At 68.0% G+C, this 19842-nt stretch carries 20 protein-coding genes; 9 read left to right on the top strand and 11 right to left on the bottom strand.

Annotation, left to right across the window (positions count from 1 at the left end):
• Positions 1-39 precede the first annotated feature (39 nt).
• The 3 genes from AX750_RS01735 to AX750_RS01725 all read right to left on the bottom strand — a co-directional run bounded on the left by AX750_RS01735 (position 40) and on the right by AX750_RS01725 (position 3893).
• Positions 40-1791 (bottom strand): methyl-accepting chemotaxis protein, encoded by a 1752-nt coding sequence (locus tag AX750_RS01735; RefSeq protein ID WP_197426646.1) that lies wholly within the window; start codon positions 1789-1791, stop codon positions 40-42.
• A 358-nt stretch (positions 1792-2149) separates the two neighbouring features.
• Positions 2150-2914 carry a molybdopterin-binding protein gene (locus AX750_RS01730; protein ID WP_066721876.1) on the bottom strand — a complete coding sequence of 255 codons (765 nt, stop codon included), beginning with the start codon at positions 2912-2914 and terminating at the stop codon, positions 2150-2152.
• A 100-nt stretch (positions 2915-3014) separates the two neighbouring features.
• Positions 3015-3893: an FkbM family methyltransferase gene (locus AX750_RS01725; RefSeq protein ID WP_066721891.1), complete on the bottom strand. Its 879-nt coding sequence runs from the start codon at positions 3891-3893 to the stop codon at positions 3015-3017.
• A gap of 173 nt (positions 3894-4066) precedes the next feature.
• Here AX750_RS01725 and map point away from each other — a divergent pair, with 173 nt between their 5' ends.
• The 7 genes from map to AX750_RS01690 all read left to right on the top strand — a co-directional run bounded on the left by map (position 4067) and on the right by AX750_RS01690 (position 12256).
• Positions 4067-4891: a type I methionyl aminopeptidase gene (gene map, locus AX750_RS01720; RefSeq protein WP_066721889.1), complete on the top strand. Its 825-nt coding sequence runs from the start codon at positions 4067-4069 to the stop codon at positions 4889-4891.
• A complete protein-coding gene (radC, locus tag AX750_RS01715; protein ID WP_066721874.1) occupies positions 4888-5628 on the top strand; it encodes a DNA repair protein RadC in 741 nt (246 codons plus the stop codon). Before map ends, radC begins: the two co-directional genes overlap by 4 nt.
• Before the next feature lie 121 nt (positions 5629-5749).
• A complete protein-coding gene (locus AX750_RS01710) occupies positions 5750-7165 on the top strand; it encodes a circularly permuted type 2 ATP-grasp protein (RefSeq protein ID WP_066721873.1) in 1416 nt (471 codons plus the stop codon).
• 73 nt (positions 7166-7238) lie between these two features.
• Complete coding sequence (locus AX750_RS01705; RefSeq protein WP_066721871.1) at positions 7239-8180, top strand: alpha-E domain-containing protein; 942 nt, start codon at positions 7239-7241, stop codon at positions 8178-8180.
• Positions 8181-8264: 84 nt separating this feature from the next.
• Positions 8265-9092, top strand: coding sequence for a transglutaminase family protein (locus AX750_RS01700; RefSeq protein WP_066721869.1), 828 nt, complete (start codon positions 8265-8267; stop codon positions 9090-9092).
• Positions 9093-9181: 89 nt separating this feature from the next.
• On the top strand, positions 9182-9931 hold the full coding sequence (locus tag AX750_RS01695; RefSeq protein WP_066721867.1) for a proteasome-type protease: 750 nt from the start codon (positions 9182-9184) through the stop codon (positions 9929-9931).
• Positions 9932-10084: 153 nt separating this feature from the next.
• Positions 10085-12256 (top strand): EAL domain-containing protein, encoded by a 2172-nt coding sequence (locus AX750_RS01690; protein WP_066721862.1) that lies wholly within the window; start codon positions 10085-10087, stop codon positions 12254-12256.
• A gap of 30 nt (positions 12257-12286) precedes the next feature.
• On the opposite strand, the gene AX750_RS01685 is transcribed toward AX750_RS01690, so the two are convergent.
• Together AX750_RS01685 and AX750_RS01680 are read right to left on the bottom strand one after the other, a co-directional pair.
• Positions 12287-12886, bottom strand: a complete 600-nt coding sequence (locus tag AX750_RS01685) for an exopolysaccharide biosynthesis protein (protein ID WP_066721860.1) — start codon at positions 12884-12886, stop codon at positions 12287-12289.
• A 79-nt stretch (positions 12887-12965) separates the two neighbouring features.
• A complete protein-coding gene (locus AX750_RS01680) occupies positions 12966-13235 on the bottom strand; it encodes an usg protein (protein WP_066721858.1) in 270 nt (89 codons plus the stop codon).
• 154 nt (positions 13236-13389) lie between these two features.
• Between AX750_RS01680 and bcsS the strand changes: the two genes are divergently transcribed.
• The gene (gene bcsS / locus AX750_RS01675; RefSeq protein ID WP_066721856.1) at positions 13390-14148 is read left to right on the top strand and encodes a cellulose biosynthesis protein BcsS; all 759 of its coding nucleotides are present in this window, start codon (positions 13390-13392) and stop codon (positions 14146-14148) included.
• Positions 14149-14160: 12 nt separating this feature from the next.
• Here the strand turns inward: bcsS and AX750_RS01670 are convergent, their stop codons facing one another.
• Entirely contained in the window at positions 14161-14895 is a 735-nt protein-coding gene (locus tag AX750_RS01670; protein WP_066721854.1) for an SDR family oxidoreductase, read from the bottom strand.
• Between the two features lie 79 nt (positions 14896-14974).
• On the opposite strand from AX750_RS01670, the gene AX750_RS01665 reads away from it, so the two are divergent.
• The gene (locus AX750_RS01665; RefSeq protein WP_066721852.1) at positions 14975-15160 is read left to right on the top strand and encodes a DUF2256 domain-containing protein; all 186 of its coding nucleotides are present in this window, start codon (positions 14975-14977) and stop codon (positions 15158-15160) included.
• A gap of 82 nt (positions 15161-15242) precedes the next feature.
• Here AX750_RS01665 and AX750_RS01660 read toward each other — a convergent pair whose 3' ends face one another.
• The 5 genes from AX750_RS01660 to AX750_RS01640 form a co-directional block, all read right to left on the bottom strand.
• Positions 15243-16850, bottom strand: coding sequence for a molybdopterin-binding/glycosyltransferase family 2 protein (locus AX750_RS01660; protein WP_066721850.1), 1608 nt, complete (start codon positions 16848-16850; stop codon positions 15243-15245).
• Positions 16847-17539 (bottom strand): XdhC family protein, encoded by a 693-nt coding sequence (locus AX750_RS01655; RefSeq protein ID WP_066721848.1) that lies wholly within the window; start codon positions 17537-17539, stop codon positions 16847-16849. The genes AX750_RS01660 and AX750_RS01655 overlap by 4 nt, the downstream gene beginning before the upstream one ends.
• A gap of 4 nt (positions 17540-17543) precedes the next feature.
• Positions 17544-18173, bottom strand: a complete 630-nt coding sequence (locus AX750_RS01650; protein WP_066721846.1) for a LysE family translocator — start codon at positions 18171-18173, stop codon at positions 17544-17546.
• A complete protein-coding gene (locus tag AX750_RS01645) occupies positions 18173-18496 on the bottom strand; it encodes an XdhC family protein (protein ID WP_066721837.1) in 324 nt (107 codons plus the stop codon). Before AX750_RS01645 ends, AX750_RS01650 begins: the two co-directional genes overlap by 1 nt.
• A 73-nt stretch (positions 18497-18569) precedes the next feature.
• On the bottom strand, positions 18570-19769 hold the full coding sequence (locus AX750_RS01640; RefSeq protein WP_066721836.1) for a VWA domain-containing protein: 1200 nt from the start codon (positions 19767-19769) through the stop codon (positions 18570-18572).
• Positions 19770-19842: the final 73 nt, after the last annotated feature.

Raw genomic sequence — 19842 nt, 5'->3', positions numbered from 1 at the left:
CGCGCCGCTCATCCCTGCAAAAGCCGGCTTTGGCCGGCGTCAGAACTCGGACCAGCCCCGGTCCCCGGCAGCGGCGGCTTGCTTCCGGGGCGGGGACAGCGCCGCCGCGGGCAGTCGCGGCAGGCCGGCCGAGCCCGCGATCTGCTTCGGCTGGCGAAGGTCCTCTGTCGGGCGCGCTGGCGCCGGCTTGCCTTCCCGGTCGACCGTGAAGGAAGACACCATCCCGCTGAGGGCGGCGATATCCCGCCTCAGGTCCTGCGCCACCTTGGCGCTCTGGTCGGCGAGCGTGGCGTTCTGCTGCGTCAGCTCATCCATATGCGCCACTGAACGGGCCATCTCGTCGATGCCTTTGGACTGCTCCCCCGCCGCAGCCGAAATCTCGTTGACCGTCGCGGCCACCTTGGATGCGGCGGAGACGATCTCGCCGAGAGTCTGGCCAGCATCCTTCACCAGCCCAACACCGGCTTGAATCTGCTGGGCAGAGTTGGCGATCAACGTCTTGACGCCATTAGCGGATTCGCTGCAGCGCGCGGCCAACGCTCGGACCTCGGAGGCGACGACCGCGAAGCCACGGCCGGCCTCGCCCGCCCTCGCCGCCTCGACGGCGGCGTTCAGCGCCAGCAGATTGGTCTGGAAGGCGATCTCGTCGATCATCGAGATGATCTCCGAAATGCCCGAAGACGCCTTCTCGATGCGCTCCATCGCGCCCACCGCCTCGGTGACAATGGCGCCGCCGCGCCTTGCAACCTCGCTGGCTTCTTCGCCCAGCGCGACCGCTGCACGCGAATTGCTCGCACTCGTCTTGACGGAAGCCGCCAGTTCCTCGGTCGTCGCGGTGGTCTGCTGCAGGTTGGCGGCATTCGCCTCGGTCCGCTGCGCCAGCTGCAGGCTGTCGGCGGAAATCTGCGTCGATGCCGCGTCGATCCGATCGGCGATAGCCCGCACCGCGCCGACGACATCCGTCAGCGTGTCGAGGAGATCGTTGACGCCTCCGCAGAGGACCGCCACCTCTCCGCTCTTGCCGGCCAGGTCGATCCGGCCCGTCAGGTCGCGGTTCTTGGCCCGGGCGATGACCTCTCCGGTTTCGTGGACCGCCTGTTCGAGTTGCTGGCCCTTGTGGCTGGCTGTGATGTCGGTCGCGAACTTGACGATCTTATAGGGGCGGCCGCGCGCATCCATGATCGGATTGTAGCTCGCCTGAATCCACACCTCGCGCCCATCCTTTGCGATGCGGCGGTACTGGGCGACGGCATATTCGCCGCGGGCGAGCTGCTCCCAGAAGGCCTTGTACGCAGGCAACCCGCGCTCGGCGGGGTCGACGAACATGCGATGATGCTGGCCGACGATCTCCGACAGCGTGTAGCCCATCACCGACAGAAAGTTCTCGTTGGCGTCGATGATCTTGCCGGTAAGGTCAAACTCAATGACGGCCTGCGCCTTGCTGATCGCCGCGTTCTGGCTTTCGAGATCGGCCATGCGGTTCTTCTGCTCGGTGATATCGAAGGCGTATTTGATGACGCTGACCGGCCGCCCGCCGGCATCGAGGATCGGGTTGTAGCTCGCCCGGAGCCAGATCTCGCGCCCGCCCTTGCCGATGCGCAGGAATTCGCCGCTTCGGAACTCGCCGCGCCCGAGATCGGCCCAAAGCTGTCTGTAATCAGCGGTGTCTGCCTCGCCCGGTGGCATGAACAAGCGATGCTGGCGGCCCTTCACCTCGTCCAGCGAATAGCCCGTGGCATTGAGGAAATTGGCATTGGCGGACAGGATTTTGCCATCGAGATCAAACTCCACGATGGCTTGGCAACGGTCGAGTGCGGCCAGCTGTCCATGCAAACGGCTGGCGGGGAGCCAATTCGTGATGAAGCCCATTGAGTGAATCCAAGCCGACGGTGCTCTGGCGCACCGTTCAATGCCCCTCGGGCCTCGCAGGCGCGAGGCGCAACATGCCGCAACGTCACCCTGCGCGACAGGTTACTCGCGAATCGTTAATCGAGCTTGGTTGATGATTTATTGATGAGTTGATCGAGCATAATCACCGGGCCACGAAAGACCTCGCCGCTCGAACTCAATCAATGAACCCAGCGTCACTGCCGGCCTGATATATCTATTCTTCGGCCGGGCCAGTCTGCCAGATGGGCATCGCCGCTTGTCAGGCGCCGAGCTTCGCCTGCTCCGCCGCGATCATCGCCTTGACCGCCGCCATCGCCGCCGCCAGCGCCTCCGGATCGCGCGAGCGCACCACGACGTTGGTGTCGGGCCCTGTCTCAGAGAAGAAGGGATAGGAGCCGATCGAGACGTCCGGATGGGCCTTGGCGACCTCGGCCAGCGCCGTACCGATATCGCCTTCGCGCAGGCCGGCACGGACCGTATCGGAGAGGATCTTCACCCCCGTCTGCAGCGTCGGCGCCACGACGTCGAGCATCGCCTGCATGATCGAGGGCACGCCCGCCATCACATGGACATTGCCGATCTTGAAGCCCGGGGCCTTCGAGACCGAATTGGCGATGAGATCGGCCCCGGCCGGGATCCGCGCCATCCGCAGCCGCGCCTCGTTGAGCTGGTCGGGCGGGAAGCGCTCGGCCAGCATCGCGATCGCGCGCGGGTCATGGTCGATCGAGACGCCGAAGGCCGCCGCCACCGAATCGGCGGTGATGTCGTCATGCGTCGGCCCGATGCCGCCGGTGGTGAAGACGTAGGTGTAGCGGTGGCGCAGCGCGTTCAGCGCGGCGACGATCTCGCCCTCGACGTCCGGGACGATCCGAACCTCGCGCAGCTCGATGCCGATATTGGTCAGGTACTCGGCGATATAGCCGATGTTCTTGTCCTTGGTCCGGCCGGAGAGGATCTCGTCGCCGATGACCAGGATCGCGGCGGTCACGCTGACCGGGGATGAAGTCGTCTCGCTGGTGGTCATGCCCGGCTCCTGGCTGCGGCGCGAGGCGCACTCCGCCTCCTGGCGCCGCTACAGCTAGGGCTTTGCCGGCGCCGGCTCAAGCGGCGCCGTCGCCGCGCGCTCAGGCCGCGGGCGCCGGCTCTGCCGCCGGCGTATGCGGGCGCTCGAAGACGAGGTTCAGCCGCGTCTGCGCGACCAGGCTGTAGCCGCTGCGCTCGAGCAGCGCGGCGAGGTCGCTCTGCCAGCGCTGGCGCGAATCCTCGATGATGATCAGCCCCGGCCAGAGGCTCTGCGGCGCATCGCGCAGGAACGGCTCGAGGATCAGGTCCTCCGCGCCCTCGACATCGAGCTTGATCGCGTCCAGCCGCTCATAGCCCTCGTTCTGGACGAGGGCGAGCAGCGTCATGGCTGGCACCCGCACCGTGCTGCCGGTGCTGGAGCGCAGGATGCGGACGCTCGATTCGCCCCGATTGGTCGGGTCGAGGAAAAGCGTCAGCTCGCCGGGCTTGTCGGCCAGCGCGCAGGCCACCGCCTTCACCGTCCCGAACGGGTTCTGGGCGATGTTGAAGGCCAGCCGCGCAAAGATCTCGGGCTGCGGTTCGACGGCGACGATACGAGCGCTCGGACCCGCCTTGGCCGCGACGAACAGCGAATAGGCCCCGATATTGGCGCCGATGTCGATGAAGCGGAAACCGTCGCGCAGGCGCGAAGCCAGGATCTCGCGCTCGACGGGGTCGAAATATTGCGGCGTGAACAGCACGCGCTTCTCGCAGACATTCCCGTCCGGATAAAGTCGCATCCGGGCGCCGAGCGACTCGATGTCGACCGGCTGCCCCGCCAGCGAGCGTAGGCCGAGCCGGCGCAGCGCATAGGCGAGCTTGCGGCCGAGGAAGCTGTCCGAGGCGCAGCGCGTCCAGCCGATGAGGCGCGACAGCCCGCGCCGGGGGGCGAAGGCGCCATACGGCTTGTCCTCCGCCTGCGATTGTTCGATGATGGCCATGTTGCGCGCCTGATACACCCGGCAGCGCCCCGGCGCCAGCCGCACGATGCCCGGCTTGCGAACGCATCGGTCGGCTGCACCTCACCGCCTTGCGCCGCCCCGCCGAGCCGATCCATAAGACGATCGAGGAGCCGTATCGCCGCCATGACCTTCGCCAAGACCTCCGCCAAGCCATGACCTTCGACGAAACGCTGGGACGCGGTCGCATGCGCGAGCCGGCCATCAGGATTCATGGCCCGGACGCCTTCGCCGCCATGCACAAGGCCGGCCGGCTGACGGCAGCCGGGCTCGACATGCTGGGCGATTATGTCAAGCCGGGCGTCACCACCCAGCGCCTCGACGATCTCGCCTACCAGTTCGCCATGGACAACGGCGCCTTCCCGGCGACCCTGTTCTACCGCGGCTACACCAAGTCGATCTGCACCTCGATCAACCATGTCGTCTGCCATGGCATCCCGGACGACAAGCCGCTGCGCGAGGGCGACATCCTGAACATCGACTACACGCTGATCGTCGACGGCTGGCATGGCGATTCGAGCCGGATGTACGGGGTCGGCGACATCTCGCGGAAAGCCGAGCGCCTGATCGAGATCACCTATGAGAGCCTGCTGCGCGGCATCAGGGCCGTCCGCGCCGGCGGCACCACCGGCGATATCGGCTTCGCCATCCAGCGCTATGCCGAGGCCGAGCGCTGCTCGGTGGTGCGCGATTTCTGCGGCCACGGCGTCGGCCGCAATTTCCACGACGCCCCCAACATCCTGCATTACGGCTCGCCCGGCGAGGGGCCGGAGCTCAAGCCCGGGATGATCTTCACGATCGAGCCGATGATCAATCTCGGCAAGGCCGGGGTGAAGGTGCTGTCCGACGGCTGGACCGCGGTGACGCGGGACCGTTCGCTCTCGGCCCAGTTCGAGCACACCATCGGCGTCACCGAGACCGGCTGCGAGATCTTCACCCTCTCGCCGGCGGGACGGGACAACCCGCTCGCGGCCCGATGAGCGCGGGGGCGGACGAACGTTCGGCGCGCGCCGCGCGAAGCGCCTCGCCGGCCCCGGCTTCTCCCGCCCCGCATTACCACGGCCATCGCGAGCGTCTGCGTGGGCGCTTCCAGGACGCCGGCGCCGAGGCGCTGGCCGATTACGAATTGCTCGAGCTGCTGCTCTTCCGCTCGATCCCGCAGCGCGACGTCAAGCCGCTCGCCAAGGAACTGATCGCGCGCTTCGGCTCCTTCGCCGAGGTGCTGGGCGCGCCGGCGGCCCGTCTGACCGAGATCAAGGGCGTCGGCGAGGGCGTCGCGCTTGATCTGAAGATCGTCGAGGCCGCGCTGCAGCGCATGGCCAAGGGCGCCGTGACCCGGCGCACCGTGCTCTCTTCATGGTCGGCAGTGCTGGACTATTGCCGCACGACCATGGCCTTCGCCGAGCGCGAGCAGTTCCGCCTGCTTTTCCTCGACAAGAAGAATGCCGTCATCGCCGACGAGGTGCAGCAGACCGGCACCGTCGACCACACTCCGGTCTATCCGCGCGAGGTGGTGCGGCGCGCGCTTGAACTTTCGGCCTCGGCGATCATCCTCGTCCACAACCACCCTTCGGGCGACCCGACACCCTCGGGCGCGGACGTGAAGATGACCCGCGAACTCGTTGATATCGCGAAGCCTCTGGGCATCGCGATCCACGACCATGTCATCGTTGGTCGCGACGGACATGCGAGCTTCCGCGGCCTCGGCCTGATCTGAAGCGACCTCCCCCCTCAGCCGCCCAAGAATGAGGCAGCTCCGCCAAAGGGCGTGGCATCAGCCCCCTTTCCGAACGCGCGCGAATAGGCATAGGCTGCTGAAAATGGGGAAAGAAGGCTGCATGGTCGCGTTCGATGAGATGACGGGGTTGGGAGGCGATGTCAGGCAGGCCTATACGGCGCTCGACCGCTGGTTGAAGGAGGCGCCCGCCGACATGCTGGCGCTGCGGCGCAGCCAGGCTGAACTCTTCTTCCGGCGCATCGGCATCACCTTCGCCGTCTATGGCGACGAGGAATCGACCGAGCGGCTGATCCCCTTCGACATCATCCCCCGCGTCCTGACCAAGCCGGAATGGACCAAGCTCGAGGCCGGCCTGCGCCAGCGCGTCACCGCGCTCAACATGTTCCTGGCCGATGTCTACGGACCGAAGGAATGCATCAAGGCCGGCGTCATTCCGGCCGACCTCGTCTACCGCAACGCCTGCTACCAGCTCGAGATGGTGGATTTCCAGGTGCCGCACGGCATCTACTGCCACATCGCCGGCATCGACATCGTCCGCGTCGACGCCGACACCTTCTATGTGCTGGAGGACAATGCGCGCACGCCGTCCGGCGTCTCCTACATGATGGAGAACCGCGAGGTGATGCTGCGGCTCTTCCCGGAGCTCTTCGCCACCCACCGCGTCGCGCCGGTCGACAACTACCCCGACCAGCTGCTGGCGACGCTGCGCTCGGTCGCGCCGCGCTCCTCCTCGGCCGATCCCAACATCTGCCTGCTGACGCCGGGACAATACAATTCGGCCTTCTACGAGCATTCTTTCCTGGCCGACAAGCTCGGCGTCGAGCTCGTCGAGGGCTCGGACCTGCTGGTCAAGGACGACGTCGTCTACATGCGGACCACGCAGGGTCCCAAGCGCGTCGACGTGATCTACCGGCGCATCGACGACGACTTCATCGACCCGCTCGTCTTCCGCAGCGATTCCGTGCTGGGCGTGCCCGGCCTGATCGGCGCCTACAAGGCCGGCAATGTGACACTGGCCAATGCGGTCGGCACCGGCGTCGCCGACGACAAGGCCGTCTACAGCTACATGCCCGAGATCGTGAAGTTCTTCACCGGCGAGGAGCCGATCCTGAAGAACGTACCGACCTGGCGCTGCCGCGAGCCTGAAGCCAACGCCTATGTGCTCGACAATCTGGAGCAGCTCGTCGTCAAGGAGGTCAACGGCTCGGGCGGCTACGGCATGCTCGTCGGCCCTCATGCCAACAAGGCGCAGCTCGAGACCTTCCGCCGCAAGCTCAAGGCTCAGCCGGAGGGATTCATCGCCCAGCCGACGCTGGCGCTCTCGACCTGCCCGACCTTCGTGGCGTCGGGCGTGGCGCCCCGCCATGTCGATCTGCGGCCCTATGTGCTGTCGGGCGCCAACGGTATCTCCTGCGTGCCGGGCGGCCTGACCCGCGTTGCGCTGAAGGAGGGCTCCCTCGTCGTCAATTCCAGCCAGGGCGGCGGCACCAAGGATACCTGGGTTCTCGATGCCTGATCTCGCCAGCGGCTCCCTGTTCCAGCGTTCACCGGACACATCTCGCCTCATCGCCAGAAGGCCCGATCTGACTATGCTCTCGCGCACCGCCGACAGCCTCTACTGGGTCTCCCGCTATGTCGAGCGGGCCGAGTATCTCGCCCGCATCCTCGACGCGACGATGCGCCTGTCCAACCTGCCCTCCTCCTATGGCGGCGCCGGCAGCGAGTGGCAGAGCGCCGTCGCCACCGCCGGCTGCGACGAGGCCTTCGCCCAGGCCTATGGCGAGGCCAATGAGCGCAATGTCTGCGACTTCCTGACCTTCAGCCCCGACAACCCCTCCTCGATCCGCAACTGCCTGGCGCTGGCCCGCTCCAATGCGCGCGGGGTGCGTACCGCCCTGACATCGGAGATGTGGGATGCGCTGAACGGCGCCTGGCTCGAGCTGCAGCGCTTCGAGAAGAAGCGCATGGATCGCGAGGAATTCGCCCGCTTCCTCGAATGGGTGAAGAACGTCTCGCTGGTCTTCGACGGCTCGGCCTACCGGACCATGCTGCGAGACGACGGCTACTGGTTCTCGCGGCTCGGCGTCTATGTCGAGCGGGCCGACAACACCGCCCGCATCCTCGACGTGAAATACCATGTTCTTCTGCCTGCAAATGAGCAGGTCGGCGGCTCGCTCGACTATTTCCAGTGGACCACGGTGCTGCGCGAGGTCTCGGCGCTGACCGCCTATCACTGGGTCTATCGCGAGGCCGTGAAGCCGCTTCTGATCGCCGACCTTTTGATCCTCAACCGGCGCATGCCGCGCTCGCTCGCTGCCTGCTACGAGAACATCTCGCGCTTCCTCGACCTGCTGGGCGATTCCTACGGCCGCCAGGGCCCGGCCCAGCGCCAGGCACGCAAGACACTCGCCAATCTATCGAGCACCAGCATCGACGACATCTTCCAGCACGGGCTGCACGAGTTCATCTCGGACTTCATCACCGAGAACAACCGCCTCGGCGGCACCATCTTCGAGCAGTATCTGCAATGAGCCGGCGCGGCATCCGCCTCGCGCGGCTGCCGCAGCCAAGAAGACCCTTTGAGAAGGCCCCGACGCGTCGGTTAGCGATTGTCCATGCGGATCAGGATTTCCCACTCGATCGGCTACGCCTATGCCGAGCCGGCACGGCACATCACGCAAATCCTGCGGCTGACGCCGCGCGACCATGACGGCCAGCACGTCATGTCGTGGCGCATCGAGCCGACCATCGATGGCCGGTTGCGCATGACGCAGGACGCTTTCGGCAATGTCGTGCACACCTTCTCGGCCGATGGCCCGATCGCCGAGATGGCGATCCGCGTCGAGGGGTTGATTGAGACCGTCGATCTCGCCGGCATCGTGCGCGGCGTCCCCGAGCGCGTGCCGGTCGACGTTTTCCGCCGCGACACGCTGCTTACGACACCCGACGCTGCGCTACGCGAGTTCGCGGAGGAGGTCACGCGCGGCGACGCCACCCCCCTGTCGCGGATGCACGCGCTGATGGAGGCGCTGCACGAGAAGATGCCCTGCATCGAGACCGGCCAGCGCACCGGGATCGGCGCCGCGGCCGCCTTCGCTGCGGGCGAAGGGATTCCGCAGGACGTCGCCCATGTCTTCATGACCTGCGCACGCCATCTCGATGTGCCCGCCCGCTACGTCTCCGGCTATGTCGCCCAGTCCGACGCCCTGCCCCACGCCAACGGCGCCCATGCCTGGGCCGAGGTCCATCTCGAGGATTTTGGCTGGATCGGCTTCGACCCTGCGAATGGTCTCTGCCCGATCGACACCCATGTCCGCGTCGCCGCCGGCCTGGACTATGCCGACGCCGCCCCGGTCCGCGGGGCCCGCAAGGGCGGTGACGGCGAGGCGCTGGCCGTACGCGTCAGCGCCCGTGACGCCGGGGCGCGTGCCGCCAACCAGTGAGGCGCCCGCGCTCCGCCCGCTGACGACTCGCCCCTGCGCGCGCGATGTGCGACGACAGCGCCCGACCCGTTTCAGCCAGGACCAGACCCGTGACCTATTGCGCCGGAATCCTCGTGCAGGACGGTCTCGTCATGATCGCCGACACCCGCACCAATGCCGGGCTCGACGACATTTCGACCTTCCGCAAGCTTCACGTCTTCTCCTGGCCGGGCGACCGGACCTTCGGATTGATGACGGCCGGCAATCTCTCGGTCACGCAGTCGGTCATCAGCCTGTTGCATGAGGGCCTGCCGAATCCGGAGACGGGCGAAAGCGACACGTTGCTGGGCGCGACCTCGATGTTCCGCGCCGCGCAACTCGTTGGCCGGGCCATCCGCCATGTCCGCGCCGAGGACGGCCCGGCCCTGAAGGAGGCCGGCGTCAAATTCGAGGTCACGATGCTGTTCGGCGGACAGATCAAGGGGCAGCCGATGCGGCTGTTCATGATCTACGGTGCCGGCAATTTTATCGAATGCGGCACGGATGCCCCCTTCCTCCAGATCGGCGAGCACAAATACGGCAAGCCGATCCTCGACCGTGCCATCACCTACCGGACGCATCTCTACGACGCGCTCAAGGTCGGCCTGATCTCGATGGATTCGACCATGCGCTCCAATCTCGGCGTCGGCCTCCCGATCGACCTATTGGTGATGCGGCGCGACGCCGATGAGCCGGAGCTGACGCGGCGCATCGAGGCGGGAGAACCCTATTTCCATGATCTGCGCGAGCGCTGGTCGGCGGCGTTGCGCGCAGCCCACACGGCAATCCCCCGCCCACCCTACGAGCCGCGCAAGGATTGACGCTCTGGGATCGAGATAGCTCGACGCTGCGCAGCCGCGTCAACGGGATATCAAGACATCACTGACATGGTCCGGTTTGATGTGACCGGTCCAGGACCTCTGATGTCGTCGCCTTCCGTCGGGAAATTGACCAACGCGGATGCATCCGCACGGATGCTGAAGAGTTCGGTCGCGACGCTGGCTTTCGCGTTCGTCATGGTCATGGCTGCGGCGGTGCTGGTCGTCCTGGCCATCACCCGCGACGCCAACCGGCTCGAGGCCGAGCGGCAGCGTGACCGGATCGAGGCCGCCATCGAGAGCCAGGTCCGTCTGCGCGAGCTGCGCTTCCAGAGCCTTGCGGCCGCCGGCGACCTGCAGAGCGCCTTCACGGGCTCCGATCCGCTCGCGGCCCTGCAGGACTCGCTCGCCCGTCTCGGCTCGCGCTTCCTCGAATTCGACGGCGCCTATGTCGTCTCGGAAACAGGACTCGTCTTCGCCGGCATCGAGGGTGACGGCGCGTCGGGCCAGACCGGCTATGACGGGCTGAAGCATTTCAGCCCGTCTTTGCCCGGGGGACCCGGCGGATCGCCACTGCACCGGCTGCCGGACATGCGCGGCGGGCCGGGCAAGACGTCCTGGTCGTTGACTCATGACGGCTTCGACACGCTCAGCGTGATGATGATCGATGTGCCGGCGCGGCAGGGCTCCCTCGCGCAACTGCTTGGGCCACTCAAGATCGTCGGCTATCGGCGTGTCACCAGCACCATGATGACGGAGCTGGCGCAGCGCTACCGCGTGTCCGACATCCGCATCGTCCGCGACATGCCAGCCGACCCGCTGGCCCGTCGCGCCATTCCGGCTCCCGACGGGGCCGCCCGCGCCTGGCTGAGCTGGACGCCGGACCGCCCGGGTGACGCCATGCTGCGCCAGTTCATCTGGGCGCTGGCCGGGGTCGGCCTGCTCTTTGGCGGCATCTTCGCTTTCGTCGTTCAGCGCCTGCGCGGCGCCGCCCATCAGATCGCCATCCGCGAGAGCCAGATCCAGCGCCTCGCCGGTCAGGACGAACTCTCGCTACTGCCCAACCGCCGGACCTTCGATCTGCGGCTCGATCAGGAACTCGCCCATCTCGGTCGCTCCGGCAAGGGCCTCGCGGTGATGCTGATCGATCTCGACCGCTTCAAGGCGGTGAACGACACCTATGGCCACACCGCGGGCGACGAACTCATCCGCCAGGTCGCGCAGCGCCTGACGCGCCTCGTGCGCAGCGGCGACACCGTCGCCCGCATCGGCGGCGACGAATTCGGCATCATCCAGACCCATGGCAACTTCCCGGCCGGCTGCGCGGCGCTGGGCGAGCGCATCCTCGAGGCGCTGACCGAACCCTTCGTCATCATGGGCGTCGCGACCACGATCGGCTGCTCGATCGGCATCGCCCTCGCACCGGAGGATGCCACCGACCGCGAAACGCTGCTGCGGCTCGCCGATACGGCGCTCTATCAGTCGAAGAACGGCGGCCGGAACCGCTACTCCTTCTTCGAGGCGCAGATGAACCGCACCCTCGCCCTCAAGCGAATGGTCGAGGAGGATCTGCGCCGCGCCATCGAGAACGACGAATTGCTGCTGCACTACCAGCCGCAGGTCTCGATCGATGGCGCCACCATCGTCGGCGTCGAGGCGCTGGTGCGCTGGAACCATCCCGAACATGGCATGGTCCCGCCGGCCGAGTTCATCGGCATCGCCGAGGAACGCGGATTGATCGTGCCGCTGAGCGAATGGGTCCTGCGGCAGGCCTGCCAGGAAGCGAAGCGCTGGGACGGCATCCGTCTCGCCGTCAACGTCTCGCCGATCCAGTTCCGCCACAAGGATTTCGTCGCCAACGTCATTCGCGTTCTCGACGAGACCGGCTTCGAACCGGCCCGGCTCGAGCTGGAACTGACAGAAGGCGTCGTCGTCGACGACGCCGACGCCGCAGAAGCAGCGATGATGGATCTGCGTGCCCATGGCGTCGGCCTGGCGCTGGATGATTTCGGCACCGGCTACTCGAGCCTGATCTATCTGCGGCGCTTCGCCTTCGACAAGATCAAGATCGACCGCTCCTTCCTGGAATACATGGAGACGACCGGCGAATCCGCCATCCTCGTTCACTCCATCGCCCATCTCGGCCGCGCGCTCGGCCTGCGCGTCTGCGCCGAAGGGGTCGAGACGGCCGAGCAGCACCGCTTCCTGCAGGCGATCGGCTGCCACGAACTGCAGGGCTTCTTGTTCTCCAAGGGCGTCACAGCGGACGAGATCGACGCGCTGCTGGCTCAGGAGAAGCCCTTCGCCACCACGCTGGCCGCAGCCTGAGGCCCGGCGGCGGGCAGCAAGCCGTCGCGGTCAGAAGAACAGTTCGTGGATGCCGCTGAAGATCGCATAGGCGAAGCCGGCGCTGAGCACGAGGCCGAGAGCCCCGCAGACGGCCCCGACGATGATCAACAGCCCGTCCCGCTCGACCAGGCCGAGCCCGACCAGACAGACCGCGAAGCCGAGCGGGATCTGCCCGATGAAGGGCGCTGCGACCACGAGCCCCAGCGCCAGGACGAGGATCAGCAGGCCGAGCACCGGAATGGCATGGGCGCTGCCCAGCACCGTCAGCCGCGGCCGCGAGACCCGCTCCAGCCGCATCATCAGCGGCACCGCCCGGTCGACCGCACGCGTCAACACCGGCTTGCCGATGCTGCGCGCGAGCAGGGTCGGCGGCAGCCAGGGCATCACGCGCCCGGTCAGCATCTGAAGCGCGACGAAGGCCAGCACCAGCCCGCAGACCAGCGGAATCGGCGGCGGCATCGGCAGGCAGTTCGGGAGGCCGAGCAGGACGACCAGGAGGGCATAGGCCCGGTCCTTCAGCGCCGCGACGATCGAACCGACCGCGACACGGTCCCCCGGCAACGCCGCCAGTGCGAGCAGGATTCCGGAGGTGCGCAGCGGTGAGGACAAGAGGGCGGGCCGGGCCGTGACAGGACGAGCGGCCTAGCACGCGCCCCGCCTCCGCGCCAAGCCGCGCCGGCGCAGCCGTTCAATGCAGCGTCAGCACGCCCCGTACATGGACGATCTCGGCCGGGCGGATCAGGCGCTCATGCGCCACGGTCACCGAATGCAGCGGACCTTCCAGTTCGCGCTTCCAGAAATCCAGAAACGCCTGCAGCACGGGGAAGCGCGGCGCGAGATCGTAGTTCTGCCAGATATAGCTCTGCAGGATATGGCGGTGATCCGGCATCCGGTAAAGGATCGTCGCGGTCGTCAGGCCGTATCCGGCCAGTTGGCGTATGAAGTCGGTATCGGTCATCTGCCGTTTCTCCACTTCGACAGCGGTGAAAGCTTAGCCGGGCCCGATGACGAGGCTGCGCCCGCTTGGTTAAGAAAAGCTTGCAACCCCCGGTCGGCCCTGCTGCAATCGCGCTCGGCGCGGGCTGGGGCAGCCCGCCTCGGGGGTGGCGTGCGTGGCGTATGGGTGGGGGCTCGCCTGGGCGGTGCCGCTGGTCGCCGTCCTGACGGCGGGTCCGGCCGGAGGCGTTTTCGCCCAGGAGGCCGAGACCGAGGCCGAAGCCGAGGAGCGCGCCGCCCTCTCCACCGTCCTGTTCGGCTCGCTCGAGGCGGGGCCGGCCAAGACCTTCGTCTCGCTCGGCATGAAGAAGGCGCTGACCGGCTCCCTCTCCGGCAGCGGCTTTCGCACGCTCCTCAAGGTGGGTGGCGCGCAGGAGCAGGCGCAGCGGCAGCGCCCCCATGGCGTTGCCTACAAGAGCGAGTCACAGGCCCTGATCGGCTATGAATGGCGGATCGGCGACACATTCCTGTCGCTCTATGCCGGCTCCGACCACGAGGGCGAGCAACGCGAACTGCGCAACGGATTGCTCTACCGCAACCGCTATGGCGCCCGGATCCAGGGCGACCTCTGGATGACGCCGCAGCCGGGCACGATGCTGCACGCCGGCGCCTATGCCTCGACGCTCGACCACAGGCGCTGGGGCCGTGTTGCGCCGGGCTGGCTGTTGCCGAGGGGCTGGCTGTCGCAGGATGTCTATGCCGGGCCGGAGGTCGAGGCCTACCGCGCCGGCGACTACACCAAGCTGAGGCTCGGCCTGCATCTGACCGGCTTGCGCCTCTTCGGCGTCGTCTGGCGCCTCTCGGGGGGCTGGCAGCGCACGAGCGACCGCCCATCCGAAGCCTATGCCACGCTAGGCGTCCACTGGTTGCGCTGACTCGCGCCGACCCTACCCTTTGGTTCGCAACGTCGAGCGCCCGCCATCGACGCCGACGATCTGGCCGGTGATCCAGGAGGCCTCGTCACAGGCGAGCAGGGCGGCCAGCGGCGCGATATCAGCCGGCTCGCCGAGGCGCTGCAGCGGGTGCAGATCGGCGATCGCCTTCGCCATCGCCTCGTTGCCGGTGAGCGCGGCGGCGAGCGGCGTGCGTGTCAGCGAGGGTGCAATGCAGTTCACCCGAATGCGGGGCGCGAGTTCGGCCGCGAGCGCCAGCGTCAGCCCCTCGATGGCGCCCTTCGCCATCGCGACAGAGGCATGCGCCGCGAAGCCCTGCGCGACCGCCACCGTCGAGAACAGCACGATCCCGGCCGTCCCCTCCGCCTGCTTCAGATGCGGCAGGGCGGCTTGAATCGCTTTGACAGCCCCGAGCGCGTTGACGCTGAAATCCTTGAGAAAATCAGCCTCGCTCAGGCGCGCGACGGGCTTCAGGTTGATGGTGCCCACGGCATAGACCAGCCCCTTGAGCGCACCGCCACTGGCGGCCTCCTGAGTGGCCCGCGCAAAAGTCTCGTCCTCGCCGACATCGCCCGCCGTGAAGCTCCCGCCCAGTTCGCCGGCCAGAGCCTCGAGCCGCGCGGCGTCGCGACCGACCAGATGCACCCCGAGCCCCTTGGCCCGGACGGCGCGCGCCACGGCGGAGCCGATGCCGCCGCTGCCGCCATAGATCAGGATCGTGTCGCTCATGCCGCTGCTCCAGAAGACTCGTCGCAGCGTATACGTCCGTGCAGTCCCCTCTGGACCAGCGCAGCAGGAGCATCCCCGCATGCCCAAGCCGATCCGCAAGGGAGATCTGCCCCAGAAGCCCTGTCTGGCCTGCGGCCGCCCCTTCGCCTGGCGCAAGAAATGGGCTCGCGTCTGGGACGAGGTCAAATACTGCTCCGAGCGCTGCCGGCGGGAGCGCAAGCCGCAGGCAGGATCAGAGAGCGACAGCCGGCGCGACGTCGGCTAGAGCAGAGGCGCGTCCTCCAAACGCGGGCTCGCAAGGCAGCCGTCAAGGCTGTGGCTCCCTGGCAACCACCGCCTGTGCGTCCTCAAGATTCCGTGCGATCCACCGCCGCCAGCGCCTCGGGCGTGTCGATGTCGAGCGCGATGGCGGGGTCGTCGAGCGGCACCTCGACGATCTGCTCGCCTGCCGCGTCGAGCAGGCGCCGCGCGCCCTGGTCGCCGGTGAGCTGGGCCACCTCCGCGAACAGGGCACGCGCCAGCAGCACCGGGTTCCCGCGCTGGCCGAGCAGCGTCGGCACCACGGCCTTCGCCTCACCCTGTTCGGCGAAGACCTGAGCGAGGCGGTCGATCACCTGCGGGGTCACGTTCGGCATGTCGCCGAGCGAGACCACGACGCCCGCCGCCGCTTCCGGCAGCGCCGCGAGACCGACCCGGACGGAGCTGGCAAGCCCGCTGGCGAAATCGGGATTGTGCACGAGCGTGACGTCGAGCCCCGCGAGCGCGGCCGCGACCTCCTCCCGCTCATGCCCGGTTACGACGATGACCGGGCTGGCGACCGAGGCGAGCTGCGCCTCGACGGCATGGCGCAGCATCGGTTGGCCGCGCACCGGCTCCAGCAGCTTGTTGCGCGTACCCATCCGGGTCGAGCGGCCCGCCGCCAGCACCAGCCCTGCGACGGGGGCGCTTTCCAACCGGTCCGGCGCCCGCGGTTGCGGCCGCGAGACGATCTCCATCAGGAGCCCGCCGACGCCCATGCGCTGGATCTCGGCACGGCCGACGGGGAGGCCGGCGAGGCAGCGCTGCAGCACCCAGTCGAAGCCGTTTTCCTTGGGCGAGCGCGCACAGCCCGGCGCGCCGATCACGGGTTTGCCGCCGATCTCGCCGATCAGCAGCAGATTGCCGGGATCGACCGGCATGCCCAGATGCTCGATCCGCCCGCCCGCCGCCAGCAGGGCCTGCGGGATGACGTCGCGCCGGTCGGTGATCGCGGACGCCCCGAACACGACGACGAGGTCCGCCGTCTCCGCTTGCGCCGCGATCTCCTGCGCCAGCGGCGCCTCCTGATGCGGCACGCGCCGGTCGGTGGCCACCGTCGCCTGCGCCGGCGCGAGCCGCTCGGTCATGACCCGCAGCGTCTTGTCGATAACGGAGGGCTTCAGCCCCGGCAGCAGTGTCGAGATCACGGCCACGCGCAGCGGTTTGTAGGGCGCGACCGCCAGCGGCTTGAGCCCCTCCAGCGCGGCCAGCGCCTGCTCGACCTGCACCGCCGGCAGGCCATAGGGAATGATCTTGACCGTGCCGACCATCTCGCCCGCAACGACCGCCTTCAGGGCGGGAAGCGTCGCCACCGTGATCGCCTCGTCGATGCAGTTGAGCCCGTTGATCGCGGCCGCATCGATGGTGAGCACGCCCGCCGCCGCTGCGAAGAGATTGACGCGGCCGGTGAAGGCGGCCTCGGTGACGATGCCGCGCCCGGCGAGCGCTGCCGCAAGCCGCGTCGCGGCCTCGTTCTCGCCGATGTCGCCGGCCTCCAGCCGCACCGCGACGAGTTCGGAAAGCCCCGCCTCGGCCAGCCGGGCGACGTCCTCCGCTGTCAGCGTCGTTCCCTTTTTCAGTACCACACCGCCGGCGCGCACCGTGTGGGCGGCGATGCAGCCTTCCGCCTCGCTGACAGGAACGGGGCCGAACTTCATGCCGGCGCCCGGCGCGGTCCGCGCAGCGTCTTGACGATCTCGCCGAGAATGGCGAGCGCGATCTCGGCTGGCGAGACGGCGCCGATATCGAGCCCGATCGGCGCGTGGATGCGCTGCGTCGCGGTCTCGTCGAAACCCACGGCCGCGAGGCGCTCGAGCCGGCGCCCATGTGTCTTCCGACTGCCGAGCGCGCCGATGTAGAAGCAGGCCGAGCGCAGCGCCGCCTCCAGCGCCGGGTCGTCGATCTTGGGATCATGCGTCAGCGCGACGAAGGCGGTGTAGCCGTCGAGCCTCAGGCTCGCCAGCGCCTCATCCGGCCAGTCGGTCAGCAGCCGCACGCCGGGGAAACGCTCCGGCGTGGCGAAGGCCGTGCGCGGATCAACGATGACGAGGTCGAGATCGAGCAGCTTGGCCATCGGTGCCATCGCCTGCGAGATATGGACCGCCCCGGTGACGACGACGCGCGGCGGCGGCGCCTGCACGGTCAGGAAGAACGCCTTGCCGTCCGCCTCGACCAGCGCGCTCTTGCCCATGCGCAACTGCTTCTCCAGCACCTCTGCGAGCGGATCGGCCGCCAGATCGGCGGCCTTGACCAGGCGCTGCGCCCCGCTCTCCACGTCGGTGACGAGGATGGTGGCGCGCCGCGCCGCGCGCTCGGCATTGAGCGTCGAAAGGATGGCCAGATCCATCGCGTCAGCCCTTGTCCGTCGCGAGCTTCACGCCGAGACCGATCATCAGCGAGCCACCGATCCAGCGGCCAAAGGCGAAGCCGGCCTTGGTCTGCTTCATTCGCCTGACGACGGCGGAGGCGCCCAGCACGGTGACGAAATCGGCCGAGGAAAAGGCGAAGTTGACGATCGTGCCGAGGATCAGGAACTGCACCCAGACCGGGAAGGACGCGGCCGGGTCGACGAACTGCGGCAGCAGCGCGATGAAGAACAGCGCCACCTTGGGGTTCAGCACCTCGACGATCAGGGAATCGATCAGGGCGCGCTTCACGGTCTTCGGGGGCACCACGGGCGCGTCCTCGGCCACCAGCCGCGAGCGGATCATGCCGATGCCGAGCCAGACGAGATAGAAGGCGCCGGCGATCTTCACCGCAAAATAGAGCTCCGGCACATGCTTGAACACGGCCGAGAGGCCGAAGGCGGCGGCGAAGACATGCAGGTAGCAGCCGAGATGGATGCCGAGCATCGCCATGAAGCCGGCCTTGCGGCCATGCGAGATCGTCTGCGCCGCGGTGTAGAGCAGCGCGGGTCCCGGAAAATAGGCGACGAGGATCGTCAGCGTCGCGAAGGCCAGCAGCGTATCCCAGGAGGCCATCAGTTCACCTTTTCGATATAAACCCGGATGCGCCCGCCGCAGGAGAGCCCGACCTTCCAAGCGGTCTCGTCGGCGACGCCGAAGTCCAGCGTGCGCGGCTGGCCCTGCGCGATGACGTCGACCGCCTCCTCGACCACGGCGCCCTCGACGCAGCCGCCGGAGACCGAGCCGAGGAAATTGCCCTCCCCGTCGATGACGAGATGCGAGCCGACCGGGCGCGGCGCGGAGCCCCAGGTCTCGATCACGGTGGCGAGCGCGACCGAGCGGCCGTCGCGCGCCCAGGCCTCGGCCGTCGCGAGGATGTCGGTGTCGGTGCTGATCATGGCTGGATCGTCCTCATTCGCGCGCACCCGGACCGGACCCGTCGCGATGGCAGTGTGATCGAGAGATCATGCCTCAGCCCGCCTTCTTCAACCACGCCCGCGGATCGCTGGCCCGCTGCGCGTCCGGAGAAAGTGCAGCGCAGAGATCGGCCATCGCCGCGAGATTGTGGATCGGCCGGAAGGAATCGACATGCGGCAGCATCGCGCGGATGCCGCTGGCGCGCGCCTCGAATCCGTCGAAGCGCAGCAGCGGGTTGAGCCAGACCAGCTGCCGGCAGGAGCGGTGCAGCCGGTCCATCTCGAAGGGCAGTTCCCCATCAAGATGCCGCTCCAGCCCGTCGGTGAAGAGCAGCACGATCGCCCCGCCCCCGAGCACCCGGCGCGACCAGACCCGGTTGAAAGCGTGCAGCGCCGTCGAGATGCGCGTTCCGCCCTCCCAGTCCGGCGCCGCCCTGCCCGCCAGCGCAAGCGCCTCGTCGGGGTCGCGGGCCCGCAGCGAGCGGGTGATGTTGGTCAGCCGCGTGCCGAAGACGAAGGAATGCACGCGCCGGCGCTTCTCCGTCACAGCGTGCAGGAAATGCAGGAAGATGCGCGAATACTCGGCCATCGAACCGGAGATGTCGACGAGCGCCACGATCGGCGGATGCACCTGCGCCGGCTCGCGGAAGGCGAGCTCGATCATCCCGCCTCCGCCCCGCAGCGAGCGCCGGAAGGTCCGGCGCGGATCGATGCGGCCACCCCGCGCCGCCGGCTGAAAGCGCCGCGTCGCGACGAGGTCGTCCGGCAGGCGCAACTCGGCGATCAACTTCTTGGCGCGGGCGATCTCGGCGGCGCTCATCTGGGCGAAATCGCGCGATTTCAGCGTCTCGCGGTCGGACACCGTCAGCCGCGCCGTCAGCTCGGTCAGCTCGACCGGCGCTTCTTCCTCGCGCTTGGGCGGGGCGAAGGCCTCGGCCGCACGCAGCGCGCCAGCCTCCTCCTTCTGCGGCGCGGAGTCGGCGCCGGGCGAGACCGGCGACATCTGCGCCATGATCTTCTCGATCAGGTTGCGCCGCCGCCAGAACAGCCGGAAGGCCTGATCGTAGACGGCGCTGTCCTCATGCCGCTTCACAAAGATGGCATGCAGCGCCCAATAGACGTCCTCGCGCCCGCCCAGCGCCCCCTCGCCCAGGGCCTCGACCGCCTCCACCACCGCGCCGGGCCCGACGCGCAGGCCCGCGATCCGCAGCGCGCGGGCGAAATAGGCGACGTTTTCCGCTAGCTTGCCGGTCATGGCTGACCGCGGCGCACACTTCCCTTCTCCCGGATGGGAGAAGGTGGCGCGGAGCGCCGGATGAGGGCCTGCC

The organism is Methylobacterium sp. CCH7-A2 (assembly GCF_001557075.1).
GTDB classification, from domain to species: Bacteria; Pseudomonadota; Alphaproteobacteria; order Rhizobiales; family Beijerinckiaceae; genus Allobosea; species Allobosea massiliensis.
The sequence above is the reverse complement of the archived record's forward strand: the minus strand, read 5'-3'. Positions and strand labels throughout refer to the sequence as shown.